Raw genomic sequence first — 21,519 nt, forward strand, 5'->3', positions numbered from 1 at the left:
GGGCTTACTTTTGTCCTCATGAACGCTCCATGTGGACATGCTGCGCCTTTTTCGGCTTACTTTTGTCCTCATGAGCCCTTCATGTGGACACGTTTCATCCCTATTCGGCTTGCCTATGTCCTCATAAAAATACTCAATAAGGAAATGCTTCTTCAACTTGGTACTGCTCCATAAACAACACCTCTTATTAAGAAATGCCTGCCTTTTATCCGACAGCCATTCTTTTTTTACTTTTATACTTAGTTTTACTTTCTAGCTGCAGCGCCTAGAGGCTCGAAGCCTACAGCCTCTAGTCCAGGCGCTTCCGCTTTTTGGCTATTAAGCACCCCGTTTATGCTTAGGATCATCCAAGTTTGGGAAGTTGCCCTTTTTCACTTCTTCATCATACCAATCCTCATAATGTCCTTTTGCCCACCAAGCCGGAACCTTACCTGTTACAACACCCGAATAACCTGGTCTAGAGTGTTTGTGAACAACAGACAGGTAAATATGTCCGACAATAACCGCAATTCCTAATCCAAAGCCAATGTTATGAAGGACGTAACCCCATTGAACAAGTGCTCTCGGGAAATATTCCGGAAACCACATCGTGAAGCCTGAAACAATGACTAAAATAGCACAGAAAATTTGCAGAATCGAGTTAATTTTTTCACCTGCATTGAAGAATGTTTGTCTTACATGCCCAAACTTAAAGCCAAATAACTCTTTAACGAAATTACCGAAAAATTCAAGATCCCGCTTTTTCCATGTGGCTAATTCTTTCATCCAAAGAAAAAGGAACTTCGGACTAAAAATTAACAAGATGAAGGTAGGCGTTATGAACGCTACAGCGAAAATTCGGTGCAATAGCCGTGCCATGGCTGGACCGCCAAAAACGGGATACAGCCAGTCAAAGAATTCGGTATACATTGGCAGGGCCGTGACGTATAGGGCAAAGAAGGCAATTCCATTAATGGCATGTGCCCAAACAAATGCCTTTGGAAAGCGGCGAATTTGTTCATTTGCTTTTGGATGCTTCTGATTATTACTCATGGCCCTCACCTCCGTCTTCATGACCTTGTGTTTTTTTACTGATAATGGTATTCGTAATAAATGCACCGACAATCGCCATGGTTGTTGCACCTAGCATCATCTTGCCGACTGGCTGTGCATAGTCTTTCCAAACAACCGCAGAGGCTGGAACCTTAGGGTTTTCCGGAAGGCCATATACACTTGGTTTTTCAGCTAATAAATAGATCGTATGCGTGCCGCCGACACCCTGCGGATTATAGATATTTGCATTTGGAAAACGGTCTTTTACTTCACTTAAGCGTTTTTGTGCTATGGCAAGCATGTCATCTTTTTTGCCAAACTGCATCGCGTCTGTATGGCAGGTTGTTACACAGGCAGGTTGCAAACCTTCTTCAAGACGATCGGTACACATGGTACACTTTTGAGATTTTTTATATTCTTTACCGTTCTTATCTTTGTAAGTTTTTAATGAGATGACTTCAAATGGACAGTTTTGTACGCAATAGCCGCAGCCTACGCACTTATCATGGTCAATTACAACAGACCCAAATTTTGAGTAGCTGATGGCCTTCTCAGGACATACCTTTTCACAGGCAGCCGTATCACAATGGAAGCAGGATGAGTGGCGGAAGAGGTATTCTAAATCGCCTTTTCCGTTTTCATGCTCTACATATTGGAGAACATTCCATGTATCGGCACTAGTCTTTGGATGTGATTGAGCACTTCCTTGAAATGCGGCGACTTCTGCCGGAAGGTCATTCCAGTTTTTACAGGCAACCATACAGGCTTTACAGCCGTCACATCTGGTAACGTCAACGTATTTTACGTATTCAGCCATCGCCTAAGCCCTCCTTATGTCACATAGGAATGCTTTATATTCCGGAATCATCGTGTTGGCATCCCCAATATGTGGAGTCAGGCGGTTCGCTGTAGCTCCTGTTGCATACCCTTTGTATCCAAAATTCCATGGCATTCCAATTTGATGAACCTTTTTGCCTTTAACCGTAAACGGCTTATAGCGCTTTGTGACCAATGCATAGGCTTCAATTTTGCCGCGCGCAGAGGTAACAATGACTTTGTCCTTATTTGCGATGCCTTTCTCTTTAGCCAATTCTTCACTTATTTCCACATACATATATCGTGCAATCTCTGCCAGCCATTCTTGGTTACGTGTCATCGAACCTGACTGCCAGTGTGCTTCGACCCTATAGGTGGTTGCAACAATCGGGTAGTCCACCTTAAAGCCACGTTTGTTAAAATCTCCATCATTAATAACAATCGCAGGGTTATATTCTACTGATGAGAATGCATTTGGTACTGGGCTTTCATATGGCTCATAGTGTTCTGGGAATGGCCCGTCATTCAGGGTAGCTGCAAATAATAAGGCAACACCGTCCTTGTTCATCATGAAGGCACCTGTTCCGCCTGGATCAGTTGGGGCTGTCACTGCTTTAAAGTCAGGGACATCATTTCCGACCCATTTCTTTTGAACAGCATCCCACCAAATCACTGCCTTTTCCTGACTCCATGGCTTACCGCTTGGATCTGCCGAGGCACGGTTGTAAAGAATTCGGCGGTTTGCCGGCCATGCAAAGGACCAGTTTAAGAAGTTCCCGCCGCCTGTATCCTTATTATCACGGCGCTGGGAAAGATTTTTCCCCTCTTCAGGATAGAAGCCAGAATAAATCCAGTTACCGCTTGAAGTTGTGCCATCATCTTTTAAATCACCAAAGGTTTTTAATAATTTACCAGTTTTCAGATCGTAGCCATTGATTTCTTTGGCAATTTGATCTAAATCTGGCGCTTCACCCGTGCCATAATTCCAATCAAGTGCTAAGAATGGCTTGTCGGCAGATTTTGGACTGTTTGCATATAGCTTTTTTAGCTTCGCAGCCAATTCATGGACGATATCAAGGTCCGGGCGCGACTCTCCTTTTGGCTCAATCGCTTTCCAGCGGTATTGCATCCAGCGGGAGCTGTTTGAAATACTTCCTTCTTTTTCAAAAGAAGAACAGGCTGGAAGCAGGAAGACTTCTGTATTGATCTTGGCTGGGTCATTGCCCGCTTCCTTTTGCCAGAAGGCTGATGTTTCAGTTTCCCATAGGTCAACCGCTACCAGCCATTTGAGGTTACCAAGAGCTTCCTTTTCCTTGCCGGCGTTCGGTCCGCCGACAACAGGATTGGTACCCCAAAGGAACGCGCCCTCAAGTTCATTGTTGTACATGGCCTTAAATAAGTTAATATGTGAGTAGTTCTTATTCCCCTTCGGCAGGAAGTGGTACCCAAACTCATTATCCTTCGTTGCATTGGTGCCATACCAAGATTTCAATAGGCTGACAACAAATTTAGGTTTGTTGCTCCAATAGCCTGATGGCGGAGTTTCTTTTTTTAAGTATCCGGCAAGTGTAGCATGTTCAGGAACCGTTGCTTTTGGCGCAGCAAGGTAGCCCGTTAAGTTATCCCAAAGTAAACCGAAATCAGTAGAACCTTGAACGTTGGATTCGCCGCGCATTGCATTGATTCCTCCGCCTGGCAGCCCAATATTACCTAAGAGAAGCTGCAGGATGGCAAAGATTCGGACGTTTTGAGAACCAACAGTATGCTGAGTAGTCCCCATCGCGTAGAGAATCGTACCTGATCTACCCACTTTTCCTGTTTCACAAAAGGCTTTACAAACCTTCATGTAATCTTCTTTTGGTGTTCCTGTTACGGCTGTTACGGTATCCACATCGTAGCGGGAATAGTGTTGTTTCATTAATTGGAAGACCGAACGGGGATGCTGTAACGTTTCATCCTTCACCGGTTTTCCATCAGGAGTGGTTTCAATCACCCACTTTGTTTTATCGTAAACTCGTTTTGCTTCATCATAACCGGAGAAAAGACCATCTTTAAAATCGTAGCCCTCTTTCACAATAAAGGAAGCATTCGTATATTTCACAACATACTCTTTATGAATGAGATTGTTTTCAATAGCATATTTAATCATACCGCCGACAAACGGAATATCCGTTCCAGAACGAAGCGGGGCATAGAGATCAGATACCGCAGATGTACGTGTATAACGCGGATCCACGCTGATAATTTTTCCGCCTTTTTCCTTCGCCTTTGTCAGCCATCTAAAACTGATTGGATGATTTTCAGCTGGATTTGCTCCCATAATGAGGGCACAATCTGTCCACTGAAGGTCATTCCAGTGATTTGTCATTGCTCCACGACCAAATGTAGGTGCCAGACCGGCAACCGTAGAACTATGTCATATTCGTGCCTGGTGCTCTAAATAGGTGACACCAAGCCCTCTCATTAATTTTGAAACTAAATACGTTTCTTCGTTATCAAGTGCCGCACCGCCAAGGCTGGCAATCTTTTCTGTTTTATTTACGATGATGCCTGCTTCTTTCTCAACAAATGATGCATCACGTGTTTCCTTCGTACGTTTGGCAATGGTGTCAAGCATCCATTCCCAATCTTTTTCTTCCCACTTATTGCTCCCAGGAGCACGATATAATGGTTTTGTCAGCCGTTTTTCAGATGTATATATTTGGCGTAATGTCGTTCCTTTACTGCATAGCTTACCTTCGTTAATTGGGTTATCCGGATCCCCTTCCGTATACACCACGGTATTATTTTTGGTGTGGACGAGTATCCCGCATCCTACACCACAAAAGCAGCAAATGGTTGGTGTTACAGTAGCTTTGGCAATCTTGAAATCTTTTGTTTTTGCATAGGCTTTTTTATCATTAAAACCTAGTTCAACTACTGCAAGGGTAGCAGCCGTTGCACCAGATAGTTTTAAGAATTGCCGGCGGTTTAAGTTCATTTCAACCATCACTATTCTCCTTCCCAAAAATGATTAGGCATCCCTCTATAAGCTTAAAGCGCCTCTCCCTTTAGGCTGGCAGCTTACCGCTTTATCTCTCTATATACTCCCTTTAGTTTTTCTCTGTTTGTTAATTCCCCCCTTCAACCGTTCTCTCACAGTCTATTTCTTGGGTAATATCATTTTTGACTCTTCCTGAAGAGGTATAAATGACAGCCATTTTTCCTCTTAAATAGCCGATTACCTCTATATTTAAAAATTTCGCCAGCTGCACAGCCTGTTTAGTGGCGGCCGTACGGGAGCCGATTACAGGAAAGCCAAATTTTGCACCCTTTGAGAGCATTTCATATGAAACCCTTCCGGTTGTAAGTAAAATTAACCGTTCAGGAGGTAAACCCTTTCTTAGTGCATGGCCAATAATTTTATCCACTGCATTATGGCGGCCGATATCTTCGCGGATTGTGGTCGTGCCATCCTCCTCCACAATACAAGCGCCATGCATTCCCCCAGTTTCTAGATAAAGAGATGATCTTCCAGCAAATTCACTTCTCTTTTTTAATAGATAACTTAAGTCATATATTTGGTCTGAGGACACTTTGGCAAAGCCTTTAACATCTGTCATTGAGAAGAATGTGACACCTCTGCCACACCCGGCCGTATAGTGTTTCTTTTTCGAAAAAAATTGGGTTTCATCAAAATGAGAGTGAAGGGTAACGTAGATAGCTCCCTTGTTTTCATCTATGTTGACAGCTTCAATATCGCTTGCATCCTGAATAAATCCTTCAGAAAACAAATATCCATATGCCCAATCTTCCAGGTCATATTTCGTTAATTGAAAAACAGCTATTTCGCAGCCGTTTAGATGTAAGGATATTGGATATTCATCGGGACAGCCTTTACGATTCATACCATTCCCTCCTACTAAAGGATATTTCCGTATTTATTATTGTAAAAATAGGAACAACGTCACTCAGCGATTTATGTCACAGCATTAAGCGGTAACTGCCTATTAGAAAGTAGATATTAGTAAGAAAAGTATTTAGACTCCCGTAAAAAACCCTGGCATTTCCACACTGTGATTATTTGTGTCAGATTTCCAACAAATTAACCCCTGTCGTTAGATATGGCTATTATCTCAGAAAACGGTTACATTTTAGCCTACCTTGCTTTCCGAACTTATCGTACACCTACACCAATATTTTGAAAGTAATATTTATCACTTTGGACGGTTTCTAATAGTACTATTGGTCTATTTGTCATTTTTTTGTAACTATTAACTGTAAAAGGTTTGTGCATTGTCGATTCCTGTTATATTTTTTATTTTGATTTATAATAAGGAAGGAGCTATTCTTCAAAAGGAGGTTTACATAATGACTATTAAAAAAGTACTAACAATAGCTGGTTCCGATTCAAGCGGCGGCGCCGGGCTTCAAGCGGATTTAAAAACATTCCAGGAGCTTGGCGTTTATGGAATGACAGGGATTACCTGTATCGTGACAATGGATCCAAAGGGCTGGCATCATAACGTATTCCCGATTGATGTCAATATCCTGGAAAAGCAGCTGGATACAATTCTTTCCGTTGGGATTGACGGGATGAAAACAGGTATGCTTGGTACCGTTGAAATCATCGAGCTAGTAGCACGAAAGATTGATGAACATCAATTAAAGAATGTTGTCATTGACCCTGTTATGGTTTGTAAAGGGGAAGATGAGGTGTTAAATCCGGAAACCACTGACGCAATGAGGGAACTGCTTCTTCCACGCGCCTATGTGGTCACACCAAACCTGTTTGAGGCTGGTCAGCTGGCAGGAATGAAGACACCAAAAACAATCGAAGAAATGAAAGAAGCAGCTGCAAAAATTCACGATCAAGGGGCTAAGTTCGTGTTGATTAAAGGCGGCAGCAAGCTTCAAACAGAAGAAAAGTCCATCGACCTTCTATTTGATGGGAAAGAATTTCAGATTTACGAATCCGAGAAGATTGAAACAAACTATACCCATGGTGCAGGCTGTACGAACTCTGCGGCAGTCGCAGCGGAGGTCGCTAAAGGCCATTCCGTCTATGAAGCCGTCGATGTGGCGAAGAGATTTGTTTCTGCGGGTATCCAGCAAGGTTTCCCTTTAAACGAATATGTAGGTCCAACCTGGCACGGTGCCTACCGCAATAAGAAAGCAGTCACAGAGTATTGTGAGGACTGCTAGGATTATAAGGTCGAACGAAATGTTCGGCCTTTTCTTTAATGATAGGAAATTATAAATAATGTCTTTAAGAATTGTCTAGCTACAGCGCCTAGGGGCTCTTAGGTCTAAGCCACTCCGTCAAGAACGCTCGTCTATGCCTGTCGCCCTGTTCAAGGCGCTTCCGCTTTTCTTATAAGCACGCTTTTCGCATTTTTCAAATGATTTTAGTATGATAAATACATTATTAACAACAATACTGATTAGTTATTATTCATTTTTTTCAAGAGCGAAAGGAGGAAGCATATTTTTGGAAGTCATTGATGTTAAACAGGTTCAAGAAACGATTAACCGTTTTGCCAATAAGGATGTCTATATTCACCTTGAAACAACCAACGGTGCCTATGCATCCCATAACGACCAATCTTTCTTTTCTGCCGGAGCTTACATTCGCAATGCCCTTGTCCGATATGAACTAGGGAAGATTACGGGCAGCGGACCTTATCGGGTTGGTTTAAAAATAAACCTCGGCTGGATTTATGCAGAAGGAATCACTCATTTTGAGATTGATGAAGAAAACCATCTATTACTTGCCGGTCATGACTATGACGGAAAGCTTGCCGTTGCATTAGAAATTAGCGCCGTACCATTTGAATAAATTTGTCCTGATAGACCCGAAAGGAGAATGATTTTATGGAAAAACAACGCCATGTTTTAGTCGTTTTCCCTCATCCGGATGACGAGGCGTTTGGGGTATCCGGCACCATTGCCACCCATGTCGAGAACGGAACTCCCGTCACCTATGCCTGCTTAACCTTAGGGGAAATGGGACGCAATATGGGAAATCCCCCGTTTACGAATCGTGAAGAACTTCCGAAAATTAGAAAAGAAGAATTAAAGGCTGCTGCGGAAGCATTAGGAATCCAAGACTTACGGATGCTTGGATATCGTGATAAAACGATTGAGTTTGAAGATGACGAGAAACTAACAAACCGAATTGCAGACATTATTGATGAAGTAAATCCTTCATTAATTATCACCTTCTACCCTGGTTACTCGGTTCATCCTGACCATGATGCCACCGGTGCGGCGGTCGTACGGGCGGTTGAAAAAATGCCTGCAGCCGCACGGCCAACCTTACACTGTGTAGCCTTCTCCAAAAATTGCATCGATGAACTTGGCGAAGCCGACATCATTCATAATATTACGCCAGTAGCTGATAAGAAATTGGCCGCGATTCAGGCACACCGCTCGCAAACAGAGCATTCGTTTAAAGATACGATGGAAAAACTTAAAAATCAGGATCCGCAGCTTATGGTTTGGCTTAACAACGAACGGTTCTGGACCTATAAATTTTAATCAAAAAAAGCCCTTCAACCTGAGGCTACTGCAAAACACAAGATTTAATTACTGAAGCACGATATGTAGAGAAATAGTAACAGGGTGAGACACTACCAGTGGTAGGTACTCACCCTTTTTTCATTTACTTTTGACTTTTGCAGTGCCCTACCTGAAGGGCCTTTTTGTTTAAGTATAGCTTATAAATATATTCTTTTCCTTAAATGTTTCCTTCACCTTTTGACGGTTCAATCCTTAATGTCCGTTCATTCGCTTATAAAACCTCAAGAATCGCCTGTGCTACACCATGTTCATCATTCGTATCGGTAATCACATCACAGAGTGCTTTAATTTCATAGCTGGCATTCCCCATTGCAACCGATCTTCCTGCCCTCTCGAACATGGAGACATCATTCAAGTTATCTCCAATCGCCATTGTCTCATCCATGTCAATTCCTTTAGCTTTTGCAAAAGCCTCTAGAGCAAGACCTTTTTGAGCCTGTTTATTGGTGATTTCAAGATTCTCGTGGCCGGAAGAGGTAATATCCAAGTCCGACAAATCATGAAGGTCTTCACCTGCTGCTTTAAGTTTACCGCGATCAAAGCAAAATGCCAGCACCTTATAGATTTGATAATTTTCATCCGCAAAAAGAAGCTCGTAGTCTTCTGTTTGGTGAATTAAGCCATCACGGATCCTTGCCCCCGCTGCATGTCTAATTTCTTCAGGATCCATCTCAGGATTAGCGCTGACAACAATGTCCACCAAGATGGAAACAGCTTTCTCCGGATCCAGTGTGTAGGCACCTTTATCAGTATAAACCTCAAAATAGACATCATGGTCACTTAGTTTAGCTGCAATCGCTCTCGCCAGCGGTTTACTAATCGGTGTAGAAGATAAAACTTCCCCTTCCTTTGAGCGGACCTCAGCCCCATTCACACAAATAACAGGACATGTTAAGCCAGCCTGTGATAACACATAGGAAGCCTCCTGATAAGACCGGCCTGTTGCCACGACAAATTCGATTCCTTCAGCCTGCGCTTTTAGGATCGCTTGTTTATTTTCCTCACTGATTTGTTGAACTGAATTTAATAATGTTCCATCCATGTCTGAAGCAATACATTTAATCATGTTGTCCACCTTTTCCATTTTTTCTGGCTATAGTATTGCCATTCTAACATAGATTAGCAGCCTTTAAAGCATGGAAAGCTCACTCCAAATACTTACTGCCTTCGCGAACACTAAGGGGAGCTAACTTATGGCCTTCAATAAATTCCTTTACAGTTGCAGGATTTGTTTTTGAAAACTCCCTCAACGCCCAGCCAATTGCTTTTTGAATAAAAAATTCCTTACTATCAGCATTTTCCAATATGTAACGAAAAAGTAGGTCTTCATTCGTTTTTTCTTTATATTTCAGTTGAAAAAGAATCGCCGCCCTCCGCAGCCACATATTTTCATGAAGAGCCCAGCCGTTAATTGCTTCTTCAATGACTTCTGGAAAATCGCCTGCTATTTTTCCAACTGGTTTGGGAGCAACAGCATCTACGGTATCCCACCAGGATTTGGTCGTAATCAGCCATTCCATGAACGGCAGGTCACTTTTTTGCAGCTTATTCAAGGATTTTTCCATATAAGTTAAGGCAGTATACTGATATTCTCGTTCTTGCTTATTCCAAAGTTCCTCTATTAGCTCTTTATTAAAAGGCTCTTTTAAGATTCCTGTTTCCTTAAAAAATTGTTTTTCTAATTTCTTACGTAATGGGGATTTAATTCCCAGGAAAGGAAAATGGCCTTTCATATAATTTTGCATGGGTTTAGCGTTGGCTGCATTACGATTTTCCTCAAACAGCCTTATTAATAACGCGATTCTTGCTACCACAGCATTCATCCTCTCACCGAATCGTACCACCATTATTAGTTCTACTTTTTCCCAATTTTCCCTTTACTTTATACTGATAAACCCATCACACTTTTCACACACTATTAGCAGATAGGGGGGATACATAGATGACAAAGAAATTTAATAAAGGCAGCCGTAATCAAAATTCACCGCAAGCAGGGCACTCAGAAGCTGAATTTGGCACAGAGTTCGTCAGCGGTGATAACAGTAAGGGAAATAAACGCAATAAAGGGCAGCAAAGTAAGACCAATCCGCATAAATAATATGCCGGGGATTTCCCCGGCATTATCCATTCATTGAACCTTACTCGCAGACAAATCCTTTATTTCCTCAGCAATTCTCGCTTTAATTTTTTCAACAACTGAGAAATCCATTGCGGCTACATAAATCTCTTCCAGCTCATCATGCAGGGATTTAGCTTTAGACAGATAACTGGTCGCTTCTGTCATCTTATTTTTATATTTTTCAGCAATGTTACTTATAAAATCAGCATAAAGCTCATCGGTACCTGGCTCAATCAAAAGCTCATACATATCAATGATCTCATCACCGTCTCTGCTTGGGAAATATTCATGCGGCGCGGTACTGTCAAAAATGGCTACACCCAGCTCCCTGAAAATGACCATATCAAGGCTGTGCGGGTCAAAACCGCAATGATAAACTTCTACATCGATGCCGCGCTCCTCACCTGCAGCTGCGAGCTTTTTCAGCATCGTAGATTTCCCAGAGCCTGGACGCCCTTTGATAAAATAGCGTTTTGGTATTTCCTCGGTTAGATTTGGAACAAAATCGACGGCTCCCTGCGGCGTAGCAGCCCCTAAAAAGCGATGGCGGACTTCCGGGGTCTTATTTAACTTTATTTTTCCGAAGAAGGAATCAATTAATTTTTTCGTCAATTGGTCCGCTTTTATAAAATCCATACTGCTAATATAAACTTTTTCCCACTCATCATGAATCTCCAATGCTTCATTAAACGTTGCATAGGCCTTCTGAAATGAATGAGCGATTTGATTTGTCAGCTTTTGAATCACATTCTTCTTTAGGTTAAGCTCCCGGGAATTCCAGGCCTCGCCAAGGTTTATATACTCCTCGACAGCTCCGGGCGCCTTAGGCTCAATTACATGCGGCGCTGTACCGTCCACAATACCCACCTTTAAAGCTGGAATGATTACACCATCAATCGAGTTATTATCAGAAGAACAATGAAGCAACTCAATATTGTAGCCCTTTTCAACCCACTCCTGGCCAATTTTCTTCATAAGTGAGGATTTACCGGTTCCCGGTCCGCCTTTTAAAATAAACAATCTCTCTAATCCTTGTAGGTTGGAGTCATAAAGACTATAAAATCCTCTGGCAGTATTACCGCCGGCAAAATAATTTTTGATTTTTCCTGCCACCCATCAACACTCCCTTTTAACAAGCCTTTACCTTAAGAGGTATTAGACTAGTTTTCTAACAAGCAAAGGTTACCTAAAGTTTAAAAGTCAACCCTTTTGGAGGTGACTCACTTTTCAGATTATCTTATGCTTTTTTGTTTTTTAGGTGAGTGCCTATGAAAAATTTATCTTACATGAATGCTTGAGTAAGATTGTCAGTCCAACTTTTATTTAGTCACCGGGGTAAATTCAGCCTTTGTGATTTCTTGTAATTTATTAGGTGCAAGCACGATCTGAACACCAATTTTCCCCGCACTGACGACCATTGATTCCAGCCCTCTGCTGCTCTCATCAAGGAAGGTTCTATACTCTTTTTTCATGCCGATCGGTGAGCAGCCGCCGCGGATATAGCCTGTCCACTTTTGAATGTCCTTCATGGGCAGCATCTCCATGCTTTTTTCTCCCGCCGCTTTGGCGGCCCTTTTCAGATCGAGTTCCTCCGCTACGGGTATGACAAATACAAAAATATTTTTACTAGCACCCTGGGCCACAAGGGTTTTATAGACCTCCTTAAGATCCTTTCCAATTTTTTGGGCTACCGATATTCCATCAATTTTTCCATCTTTATGATCGTATGTAAGCATTTCATACTCGACCTTTTTCGCGTCAAGTATCCGCATCGCATTTGTTTTTGCCTGTGCCATTACCATCATCCTTTAAACCATTTATATAATGGCATTATATCATTTGCCATTTTGGATTGAAAAACCTTGACATACACAAAATCATCCAAAATCTGTCACCCGTTTGTCACTCTATCAAGCAACTATTATAGTAAACTAAAATTAAGATCATACCTTAACTGCATTGAGATAGGGCAGAGTGCCGCTACCAAGCCATATATCACAGTGAATACAATCACATTTTTACTTTAACTCGCGCAAATTATTTATTTAAAAAAAGTATTCCCCCATAAATTGACTGAGGTGAAAACGATGAAATATGATTTAGTATTATTACATCCCCCTAGTGTATATGACTTTAGAAAGAACTCGTTACTAGCCGGTCCCATCAGTGATGTGGTCCCATCCTCACCCGTATTTGAGATGTACCCGATTGGGCTGACAAGTATTGCCGATTATTTAGAACAGTATGGTCTAAAGGTGAAAATTATTAATATTGCGAACCGCATGCTGATGAGTGACAAATTTGATGTCGAAGCAAAGCTCCGAAAAATAAAAACAAAGGCATTCGGAATCGACCTTCATTGGCTGCCGCATGCACACGGAAGTATTGAACTCGCAAAGATTGTAAAAACCCTTCATCCTGAAACGCCCATTATCTTTGGCGGCTTATCAGCCACTTATTATCATAAGGAGCTAATCGAATATCCATTTATTGATTTTGTTATGCGGGGTGACTCAACCAAAAAGCTGATGCTTTACTCATGAATAAAATCGAAGCCCACAATACCCATTACGCTGATATTCCTAATTTTACTTGGAAAAAAGGGAAAGAATATGGTTACAATCCTATCACATATGTTCCAAAAGACTTGGATGATATTGATATTCCAGGCTATCGCTATACCATTCGATCTGTGTTTAAATATCGCAACTTCCTTGATCCGCTGCCATACAACGGCTGGCTTCATTATCCTAACACGGCCTTGTTAACGGCTAGAGGCTGTACCCAAAACTGCTTAATTTACGGTGGGTCGAGAGAGGCATACGACCAAAACTGTAATCGGAATTCACTGGCACTACGTTCTCCGAAGAAGCTTACCAGTGATATTCAATTCATTTCACGTTTCAGCCGCGCCCCTATTTTTATCCTGCATGACCTTCGTCAAGGCGGGCGGGAATATGTCCAAGAGTTTTTCAGCCGGCTAAAAGAACTCCATTTAAAAAATGAAATTGTGTTTGAATTATTCCAATATGCTGATGAAGAATATTTTAAAATGATGAATGACAGCGTTCCAAAATATAGTATTGAGATCACCCTTGAAACACACGATGAAAAAATCAGGCGCTATAATGGTAAATTTAGCTGCACTAATCAAAAGGTGATTGATACCCTTAATTTTGCTTTAAAACATAATTGTAAAAAGATTGACCTATTCTTCATGGTTGGAATCCCAGGGCAGACCTACACAAGTGCTGTCGAAAATATCGATTTCTGTGAAACGATTCATCTGGCCTGTAATAAGGACCCGAGAATCTTTTACTTTGTAGCGCCACTGGCGCCGTTCCTTGACCCTGCCAGTCCTGCCTTCGAGCATCCAGAAGTTCATGGCTATAAGAAGTATTGCCACACCATTGAGGACCACCGCAAGGCGATTACCCAGCCATCCTGGAAGCACATGTTAAGCTATGAAACGAAAGATATGACACGTGATGATATTGTCAACTCCACTTACGAAGCAGCTGAACGTCTTAATGACTTTAAATTAGAGTACGACTTGATTAATAAAGAGGACTACTATGGTCTCAGGGAGAAAATTGAAAAATCAAAGGAATATATTAAGAAGATTGACTATGTACTTTCTCTTCCTGCTGATGAGCAAGCGTTTGAATTAGCCAGAATTCAGGAAGATATCGAGGAGTTGAATAAATATAGTATCTGCGAAAAAAATGAATTGAAATGGGAGGTACAAAAGAATTACGCTAACTTTTTTTCTCTTGCAATGGTCGGTATCGAACAGCTATATGAGGATTATGTTAACAAAATCAGGCATTTTTTAAGCCCAAAACGCCGCCATCAATTTAAACTTGATACAGAATACCTGAAAATAAAATAATTAAAAATGGTATCGGATTCTATTCCGATACCATTTTTGGTATAGCTTCAACATTAATGGCCGCCCAAGTAAGCAGCTCTAATTTGATCGCTCTGGCTCAGTTCTTCCGCTGATCCGGAAGCAACAATTTTTCCTGTTTCAATAACATAGGCACGATCAGCAATAGACAGAGCCATATTAGCGTTTTGCTCAACAAGAAGGATGGTTGTTCCCGTTTTATTGATTTCCTCAATAATTTGGAAGATTGTTTTTACTAATATCGGCGCAAGACCCATGGAAGGCTCGTCCAACAGCAAAAGCCGAGGTCTTGCCATTAAGGCACGGCCCATAGCAAGCATTTGCTGCTCCCCTCCGGATAAAGTACCCGATAACTGCTTACGGCGCTCCTCCAAACGTGGAAATAACTGATAGACCTTTTCAAAATCTTCCTTGATTCCTTTTTTATCTTTACGTAAGTAAGCACCCAGCTCAAGGTTTTCCTCTACTGACATGTTTGCAAAGACACGACGGCCTTCCGGAACATGTGAGATTCCTCGTTTTACAATCGATTGAGCTACTTTTCCTGCTACATGTTCATTTTCAAAGATGATTTCGCCAGTTTTTGGTTTCAATAATCCGGAAATGGTTTGCAGAAGTGTACTTTTACCAGCACCGTTTGCGCCAATCAATGTAACGATTTCCCCTTGATTGATTTCCAGGGAAACTCCCTTTAAGGCGTGGATGTTGCCATAATATACATTTATATCATTGATTTTAAGCATTTAAGAAACCTCCTCGCCTAGATACGCTTCGATGACTTTTGGATTACTTCTAATTTGTTCCGGTGTACCTTCGGCAATCAATTGACCATGGTCGAGCACATAAATCCGTTCACATACTCCCATGACTAGAAGCATATCATGTTCAATTAAGAGGATGGTAAGATTGAATTTTTCGCGGATTAAGGCAATTAAATTCATCAGTTCTTCCGTTTCCTGTGGGTTCATCCCCGCTGCTGGTTCATCAAGCAATAGGAGCTTTGGATTCGCAGCTAAGGCCCGGGCAATTTCCAAACGGCGCTGCTGGCCGTATGGTAAGTTCTTTGCCTTCTCATGTAATACATTATCCAGCTTAAAGATCTTCAAAAATTCGATTGCCTTTTCTTCCATTTCCTTTTCACCAGAAAAGTGAGCAGGGAGGCGGAAGATCGAACTTAAAATCGAATGCTTCGCAAGCGCATGATAAGCCACTTTAACATTATCGAGAACAGACAGTTCACTAAACAAACGAATGTTTTGGAATGTCCGGCTGATACCCTTTTTTGTTATTTTAAATGGCGCGAGGCCATTTAGTTTTTCACCGTCTAAGGATATACTTCCTTCTGTCGGAACATACACACCTGTTAACAGATTAAAGAACGTTGTTTTTCCAGCACCATTTGGCCCAATTAAGCCGACAAGTTCTCCTTGTTTTAATTCCAAATTCACATCAGAAACAGCCTTTAAGCCGCCAAATCGGATTCCGGCATTTTCTACTTTAAGTAACTGTGTCATGCTGCATTCCTCCCTTTAGCCGATTTACCAACCTTAAAGAATGAGGTGATTTCTTTTGTGCCCATTAAACCTTGAGGGCGGTAAAGCATCATTACGATCAATACTAAACTATAGATAACCATCCGCAGTTCCGGATAGCTTTGAAGGTAAGTTGAAATAATTGTTAAAAGAATAGCCGCAATAACCGCACCTGACATACTTCCTAAGCCGCCAAGAACAACAAAAATTAAAATATCGAATGATTTCAAAAATCCGAAGTTGGTCGGCTGGATAATATAAAAGTTATGAGCGTACAAAGCACCGGCAATACCGGCAAAAAAGGCACCAAGTGCAAAGGCAGCAACTTTATAATAAGTTGTATTAATACCCATTGCATCGGCTGCTATTTCATTTTCACGGATTGAAATACAAGCTCTGCCGTGCGTTGAATTTGTGAAGTTAACAATCACGATAATCGTTAATAATACACAGCCGATTAACCATGGCCATGTTGTTAAATGAGAGACCGTCATACCGCTTGCTCCGCCAACATAGTCAATGTTTAGAAACACGATTCTCACAATTTCACCAAAACCAAGTGTTGCAATCGCAAGATAGTCACCTCTTAAACGAAGTGTTGGAATCCCAATAATAAGGCCTGCTACTGCTGCAGCTATACCACCGACAATTAAAGCGACCGGAAACGGCATGCTTAATTTCATCGTCATAATCGCTGAAGCATAGGCACCAACTGCAAGGAAACCGGCATGTCCAATCGAAAACTGGCCGGTAATCCCAATAATCAAATGAAGACTAACTGCGAGAATAATATTAATTCCGATAAAAAATAATGTATTTACATAAAACTGGTTGATGGAACCACCAGCAATTAGAAATTGCATGACCACTGCAAAAACAACGGCTAAAACGACTGATGTCCAGAAAAACTTTGCTTGCCCTAAAATTTTCATCGTAGAAGCCTCCCCTTAAACCTTTTCCCTGATATTTTTACCAAATAATCCTGCTGGGCGGAAAATTAAAATTAAAATAAGAACAACAAATGCAACGCCATCCCGCCATAATGAGTAACCTGCGGCGCTGACGAGTGCTTCAATCACACCTAATAATAATCCGCCGGTCATTGCCCCCGGGATAATTCCGATTCCGCCTAAAACGGCTGCAACGAAGGCTTTTAAGCCTGGAATAATTCCCATTAACGGTTCAATTTTTGTATAGTACATTCCAAAAATTACCCCAGCTGCACCTGCCAAGGCAGAACCAATCGCAAAGGTAGCAGAGATGGTGTTATTAACGTTAATTCCCATTAATCTAGCAGCATCCATATCATGTGATACGGCACGCATCGCTTTCCCGATTTTTGTTTTGTGAACAATAAATTGTAAGAGAATCATTAAGACAATGGAAGTCCCTAAAATCAAGATCGACTGACCGCTGATTTTTACGCCTAAAACATCAAGGTCCTTTAATGGTACTAAATTGCTTGGATAAGCTTCCGGCTGTGCACCGCGAAGGTAAATCGTCCCATATTCAATAAACAGCGATACGCCAATGGCTGTAATTAGCGCCGCAATTCTAGTGGCATTCCGTAATGGCTTATAGGCAATCCGCTCAATGATGACACCAAAGAGGGCACATACTGCCATTGATATAAGTAATGACGGAAAAAATCCTAAATGAAGAATGGTAATACAATAAAAACCAATAAATGCACCTACCATGAAGACATCTCCATGGGCAAAATTAATTAATTTAACAATACCGTAGACCATAGTGTATCCTAAAGCAATCAAAGCATAAATACTGCCTAAGGATATCCCATTCACAAGCTGCTGTATTAACTCCATCTGTTTACACTCCTTCTGATGAACTCCTGTTTTTCTTTTTCTAAATTGCAGTTTACAAGTTTTGTTCGTTAGTTAACTTATAAATCTCATACAAATTGGAATAGGGAACGTCAACGCTCCCTATCCCTTTGGCAAACTATAAAATTTGTCAAATAATCACATGTTCAAGGTGCTTTTGTTTTTTCTAGTTGTCTAATTGTCCAGGTTCGAAGCCCTGGTCAAGGCGCTTCCGCTTTTCTAATTGTCTAGCTCCAGCGCCTAGGGGCTCTACGGTCTAAGCCAATCCGTCAAGAAGGTTAAAGAACAACCTTCTCGCCGGCTCGTCTGTAGCCTTGCGCCCCTGGTCAAGGCGCTTCCGCTTTTCTAATTTACGGGTTTACTTTTGTCTTATACTGTTGTTGGCCGTTTACGTATTCCAGAATAACGGCGGCTTTAATTGGGTCATGATTCTTATCTAGCTTCACCTTACCTGATACAAGTTCAAGACCATCTGTTTCTGCAAGTGCCTTTTGGATTTTCTTAGGATCGCTGCTTCCTGCGCGCTTAATCGCATCTGCAAGGAAGTATACCGTATCATACCCTAATGCACCGAAGGCATCCGGTGATTTACCATCATACTTTGCTTTAAATGCTGAAACAAAGTCTTGAACCTTTTTGTCACTATCACCTGAGGAATAGTGATTAGTAATATATGTGTTCTCTAATGACGCAGCACCAGCTATATCTACTAGTTTAGGAGAATCCCAGCCATCGCCGCCCATAAATGGTACAGTTAGACCAATCTCGCGGGCCTGTTTGACAATGAGACCCACTTCTTCATAGAAACCAGGCAGGAAGACGTAATCTGGATTTGCGGCTTTGATCCGTGTCAGGGTAGAATGGAAATCTGTATCTTTTGCCACATATGCCTCTTCGGCTACAATTTTACCGCCATTGGCTTTAAATGCTTTTTTAAAGGAAGCTGCAAGACCTTTTGAGTAATCGCTTGAACTGTCAATTAAAACAGCTGCACTTTTAGCCTTTAAATCATTGGTTGCAAAATTGGCTGCAACTGTGCCCTGGAATGGGTCAATGAAACAGGTGCGGAAAACAAAGTCATTCAATTTTCCATCTTTAAACGTAATCGTAGCGTTGGTTGCAGTTGGTGTAATTAGTGGAATTTTATTATCTTGGGCAATCTGTACTTGGGCAAGGGTGTTTGTACTTGTTGCTGCACCAATCATGGCTACAACTTTATCTTGGGTAGCCAGTTTTAGCGCACCACTGGTAGCTTCTGCTGCATCTGATTTATTGTCGACCGTTACTAATTCTAGTTTTTTGCCGTCAATACCTTTTTTGTTAATTTCCTCAATCGCTAATTCAATACCTTCCTTGGCTGATTGACCATACGAGGCTACTCCGCCTGATAGTTCCAAGTTGGCACCAATCTTGATAGTACCGCCTTTTTCCCCATCACTGCTTGCACTTGAATTACATCCTGCCATCACACCTGCTGCCACCATAAAAGACATAAAGATTCCAGCCAATTTCCTCTTCCTCATCCAACTACCCCCTATTTTTTCAAAAAAATGACCCAAAGCCTTCACCAAACACTTTTATAATATTCTGAAAACATTGTACATAATATTTAGGGGTTCGTCTAGTCCTATTATACAGTTATTTTAAAATAATTTAAAGAATAAGAAAATTAGAACGTTTTCATTTATAAAACGCTTTATTGTAATAAAGTAACTATGAAATATTTTTTCCTCACAAAAGCAATCTATTTTTATTATTTTTTCTAAATATATTCCAATGTTCGGTACAACGAAAAAAAGGATTCCTTTTTTAGAATCCTTAAGAAGTAATTATTATACTAATTCTTTATTTTTCGTTTCTTTACCTAAAATAAAGACAGCAAATGCCCCAATTAAAATTGAGATACAGAAAATCATAAAGATGGTTGAGATTGAAACCTTCTGGGCAACCAGGTTCCCAACTAACAATGGCCCCAGGACACCGCCAATACGCCCTACTGCGGCCGCAAAGCCTGTGCCGGTCCCGCGTATAATGGTTGGATACTGTTCCGGTGAGTAAGCATATAATCCTCCCCAGGCACCGAGGTTAAAGAATGATAACAGAATTCCAGCGGTCATTAACATGGCCGTAGTGTCCGCTGTCCCAAATAAATAAGCACTTACCGCAGTCCCAATGAGATAAACAACTAAGACAAATTTCCGGCCCAATTTTTCAATAAACCACGCCGCTGTAAAATAACCTGGCAGCTGGGCGATTGTCATAATAAGTACATATTGGAAGCTCTTGATTAGGCTAAATCCTTTCATGACCATGACACTTGGGAGCCATAAAAACATTCCATAGTAGGAAAAGACGACACAAAACCAAACAATCCAAAGCATGGCCGTTTGACGTCCGTATTCCTTTGAGAATAATTTCTTCAAATTTTCAAGCAAAGAGGTCTTCTGCTTTTCTTTTACTGCCATAAAACGAGGTGAGTCGGGAAGCCCCATTCTTAGGTATAACGCATACAGGGCAGGAATCGCACTAATAATCAGGGCAATCTGCCAGCCAAATCTTGGGATAATAAAGTAAGATATAACCGCTGCTACTAACCAGCCGCCAGCCCAAAAACTTTCGAGCAAGACGACAATCCTGCCTCGGCTTTCGGCAGAAACACTCTCCGAAACAAGGGTAGAGGCAACCGGAAGCTCACCGCCCAAGCCTGCTCCAATAAAGAACCTAAACACTAAAAACGCTGCTAATGATGTAGTAAGTGCAGATGCGCCGCTCCCTACTGAAAATAGTAGTAACGTAATGATAAAAACATTTTTCCGGCCAATTCGATCAGCCATTAATCCAAAGATAAGTGCCCCAACAGCCATCCCGATGGAATTGACACTTCCTATCCAGCCCATCTGACCTGGTGTTAAATCCCATTCTACCTTCAGGGCTGCAATAATAAAGCTGAGCATCCCGACATCCATGGCGTCAAACATCCAGCCCATTCCAGCAATTCCGAGCAGTCTTCGGGTGGATATTTCCTTCTTATTTTTCATGATGATCCCCCTATGTACAACATGTATTTACATTATTCCCCAAAGCCCTTTTTTTAGGTATGGATCTTAATACTATTAAACATAAGGTATTTTATCAGTTGTCTTGACATCTGTCATTAAATAATCATAAAAAAAGAGAATGCACTCCAGCCCATTCTCACGTTATCATGTGGCAAGCTTATTGACGATACTTCAACCTAAGATATCTTGCCTCTCGGTCGTCAAGAGACCTTATTGATGACTTTCCGTCTAAAATATGGAGCCTTTCGGTCGTCAAGAGACCTTATTAACGACCCTCCGTCTAAAATATGGAGCCTCTCAGTCGTCAAGAGACCTTATTAACGACCCTCCGTCTAAAATATGGAGCCTCTCAGTCGTCAAGAGACCTTATTAACGACCCTCCGTCTAAAATATGGAGCCTTTCGGTCGTCAAGAGACCTTATTGACGACTCTCCGTCTAAAATATGGAGCCTCTCAGTCGTCAAGAGACCTTATTAACGACCCTCCGTCTAAAATATGGAGCCTCTCGGTCATCAAGAGACCTTATTAACGACCCTCCGTCTAAAATATGATGCCCCTCAGTCATCAAGAGACCTTATTGACGACTTTCGCTAAAATATGATGACACTAATATATCGCGGACGATGTCCCTCATTTTGCAGAAGAA

20 protein-coding genes are annotated in these 21,519 nt (G+C 41.5%); 6 read left to right on the forward strand and 14 right to left on the reverse strand.

Annotation, left to right across the window (positions count from 1 at the left end; all coding sequences use genetic code 11):
- Positions 1 to 318: 318 nt before the first annotated feature.
- The 4 genes from M3226_RS13795 to fdhD all read right to left on the reverse strand — a co-directional run bounded on the left by M3226_RS13795 (position 319) and on the right by fdhD (position 5,735).
- Positions 319 to 1,032: a formate dehydrogenase subunit gamma gene (locus M3226_RS13795; protein ID WP_251566285.1), complete on the reverse strand. Its 714-nt coding sequence runs from the start codon at positions 1,030 to 1,032 to the stop codon at positions 319 to 321.
- Positions 1,025 to 1,849, reverse strand: a complete 825-nt coding sequence (locus M3226_RS13800; RefSeq protein WP_251566287.1) for a 4Fe-4S dicluster domain-containing protein — start codon at positions 1,847 to 1,849, stop codon at positions 1,025 to 1,027. The genes M3226_RS13795 and M3226_RS13800 overlap by 8 nt, the downstream gene beginning before the upstream one ends.
- Before the next feature lie 3 nt (positions 1,850 to 1,852).
- On the reverse strand, positions 1,853 to 4,828 hold the full coding sequence (gene fdnG / locus M3226_RS13805) for a formate dehydrogenase-N subunit alpha (protein WP_251566413.1): 2,976 nt from the start codon (positions 4,826 to 4,828) through the stop codon (positions 1,853 to 1,855).
- Positions 4,829 to 4,958: 130 nt separating this feature from the next.
- The gene (fdhD, locus tag M3226_RS13810) at positions 4,959 to 5,735 is read right to left on the reverse strand and encodes a formate dehydrogenase accessory sulfurtransferase FdhD (protein ID WP_251566289.1); all 777 of its coding nucleotides are present in this window, start codon (positions 5,733 to 5,735) and stop codon (positions 4,959 to 4,961) included.
- A 463-nt stretch (positions 5,736 to 6,198) separates the two neighbouring features.
- Between fdhD and pdxK the strand changes: the two genes are divergently transcribed.
- From pdxK to bshB2, 3 genes are all read left to right on the forward strand, one after another.
- Positions 6,199 to 7,032 carry a pyridoxine/pyridoxal/pyridoxamine kinase gene (pdxK, locus tag M3226_RS13815; protein ID WP_251566291.1) on the forward strand — a complete coding sequence of 278 codons (834 nt, stop codon included), beginning with the start codon at positions 6,199 to 6,201 and terminating at the stop codon, positions 7,030 to 7,032.
- A 280-nt stretch (positions 7,033 to 7,312) separates the two neighbouring features.
- The gene (locus M3226_RS13820; protein ID WP_374110601.1) at positions 7,313 to 7,666 is read left to right on the forward strand and encodes a YojF family protein; all 354 of its coding nucleotides are present in this window, start codon (positions 7,313 to 7,315) and stop codon (positions 7,664 to 7,666) included.
- Between the two features lie 35 nt (positions 7,667 to 7,701).
- On the forward strand, positions 7,702 to 8,367 hold the full coding sequence (gene bshB2 / locus M3226_RS13825; protein ID WP_251566295.1) for a bacillithiol biosynthesis deacetylase BshB2: 666 nt from the start codon (positions 7,702 to 7,704) through the stop codon (positions 8,365 to 8,367).
- Positions 8,368 to 8,620: 253 nt separating this feature from the next.
- Here the strand turns inward: bshB2 and M3226_RS13830 are convergent, their stop codons facing one another.
- Both M3226_RS13830 and M3226_RS13835 read right to left on the reverse strand, forming a co-directional pair.
- Positions 8,621 to 9,475 (reverse strand): Cof-type HAD-IIB family hydrolase, encoded by an 855-nt coding sequence (locus M3226_RS13830; RefSeq protein ID WP_251566297.1) that lies wholly within the window; start codon positions 9,473 to 9,475, stop codon positions 8,621 to 8,623.
- A 79-nt stretch (positions 9,476 to 9,554) separates the two neighbouring features.
- The gene (locus tag M3226_RS13835) at positions 9,555 to 10,256 is read right to left on the reverse strand and encodes a DNA alkylation repair protein (protein ID WP_251566299.1); all 702 of its coding nucleotides are present in this window, start codon (positions 10,254 to 10,256) and stop codon (positions 9,555 to 9,557) included.
- 95 nt (positions 10,257 to 10,351) lie between these two features.
- Between M3226_RS13835 and M3226_RS13840 the strand changes: the two genes are divergently transcribed.
- The gene (locus tag M3226_RS13840; protein WP_176541052.1) at positions 10,352 to 10,507 is read left to right on the forward strand and encodes a hypothetical protein; all 156 of its coding nucleotides are present in this window, start codon (positions 10,352 to 10,354) and stop codon (positions 10,505 to 10,507) included.
- A gap of 30 nt (positions 10,508 to 10,537) precedes the next feature.
- Here M3226_RS13840 and M3226_RS13845 read toward each other — a convergent pair whose 3' ends face one another.
- Positions 10,538 to 11,641 (reverse strand): PRK06851 family protein, encoded by a 1,104-nt coding sequence (locus M3226_RS13845; RefSeq protein ID WP_251566301.1) that lies wholly within the window; start codon positions 11,639 to 11,641, stop codon positions 10,538 to 10,540.
- 206 nt (positions 11,642 to 11,847) lie between these two features.
- Positions 11,848 to 12,324 (reverse strand): Cys-tRNA(Pro) deacylase, encoded by a 477-nt coding sequence (gene ybaK, locus M3226_RS13850; protein WP_251566303.1) that lies wholly within the window; start codon positions 12,322 to 12,324, stop codon positions 11,848 to 11,850.
- Between the two features lie 291 nt (positions 12,325 to 12,615).
- On the opposite strand from ybaK, the gene M3226_RS13855 reads away from it, so the two are divergent.
- On the forward strand, positions 12,616 to 13,071 hold the full coding sequence (locus M3226_RS13855; protein WP_251566306.1) for a cobalamin-dependent protein: 456 nt from the start codon (positions 12,616 to 12,618) through the stop codon (positions 13,069 to 13,071).
- A complete protein-coding gene (locus M3226_RS13860) occupies positions 13,068 to 14,420 on the forward strand; it encodes a TIGR04190 family B12-binding domain/radical SAM domain protein (RefSeq protein WP_251566308.1) in 1,353 nt (450 codons plus the stop codon). Before M3226_RS13855 ends, M3226_RS13860 begins: the two co-directional genes overlap by 4 nt.
- 53 nt (positions 14,421 to 14,473) lie before the next feature.
- Here M3226_RS13860 and M3226_RS13865 read toward each other — a convergent pair whose 3' ends face one another.
- From M3226_RS13865 to M3226_RS13890, 6 genes are all read right to left on the reverse strand, one after another.
- Positions 14,474 to 15,181 carry an ABC transporter ATP-binding protein gene (locus tag M3226_RS13865; RefSeq protein WP_251566310.1) on the reverse strand — a complete coding sequence of 236 codons (708 nt, stop codon included), beginning with the start codon at positions 15,179 to 15,181 and terminating at the stop codon, positions 14,474 to 14,476.
- The gene (locus M3226_RS13870) at positions 15,182 to 15,952 is read right to left on the reverse strand and encodes an ABC transporter ATP-binding protein (protein ID WP_251566312.1); all 771 of its coding nucleotides are present in this window, start codon (positions 15,950 to 15,952) and stop codon (positions 15,182 to 15,184) included. It abuts the gene before it with no gap.
- Positions 15,949 to 16,902, reverse strand: a complete 954-nt coding sequence (locus tag M3226_RS13875) for a branched-chain amino acid ABC transporter permease (RefSeq protein ID WP_098527689.1) — start codon at positions 16,900 to 16,902, stop codon at positions 15,949 to 15,951. The genes M3226_RS13870 and M3226_RS13875 overlap by 4 nt, the downstream gene beginning before the upstream one ends.
- Positions 16,903 to 16,917: 15 nt before the next feature.
- The gene (locus M3226_RS13880; protein ID WP_251566314.1) at positions 16,918 to 17,796 is read right to left on the reverse strand and encodes a branched-chain amino acid ABC transporter permease; all 879 of its coding nucleotides are present in this window, start codon (positions 17,794 to 17,796) and stop codon (positions 16,918 to 16,920) included.
- Between the two features lie 368 nt (positions 17,797 to 18,164).
- Positions 18,165 to 19,337 carry an ABC transporter substrate-binding protein gene (locus M3226_RS13885; RefSeq protein ID WP_251566316.1) on the reverse strand — a complete coding sequence of 391 codons (1,173 nt, stop codon included), beginning with the start codon at positions 19,335 to 19,337 and terminating at the stop codon, positions 18,165 to 18,167.
- A 309-nt stretch (positions 19,338 to 19,646) separates the two neighbouring features.
- Positions 19,647 to 20,852, reverse strand: coding sequence for an MFS transporter (locus M3226_RS13890; RefSeq protein WP_251566318.1), 1,206 nt, complete (start codon positions 20,850 to 20,852; stop codon positions 19,647 to 19,649).
- Between the last annotated feature and the right edge of the window lie 667 nt (positions 20,853 to 21,519).

This window comes from Neobacillus cucumis (assembly GCF_023715505.1).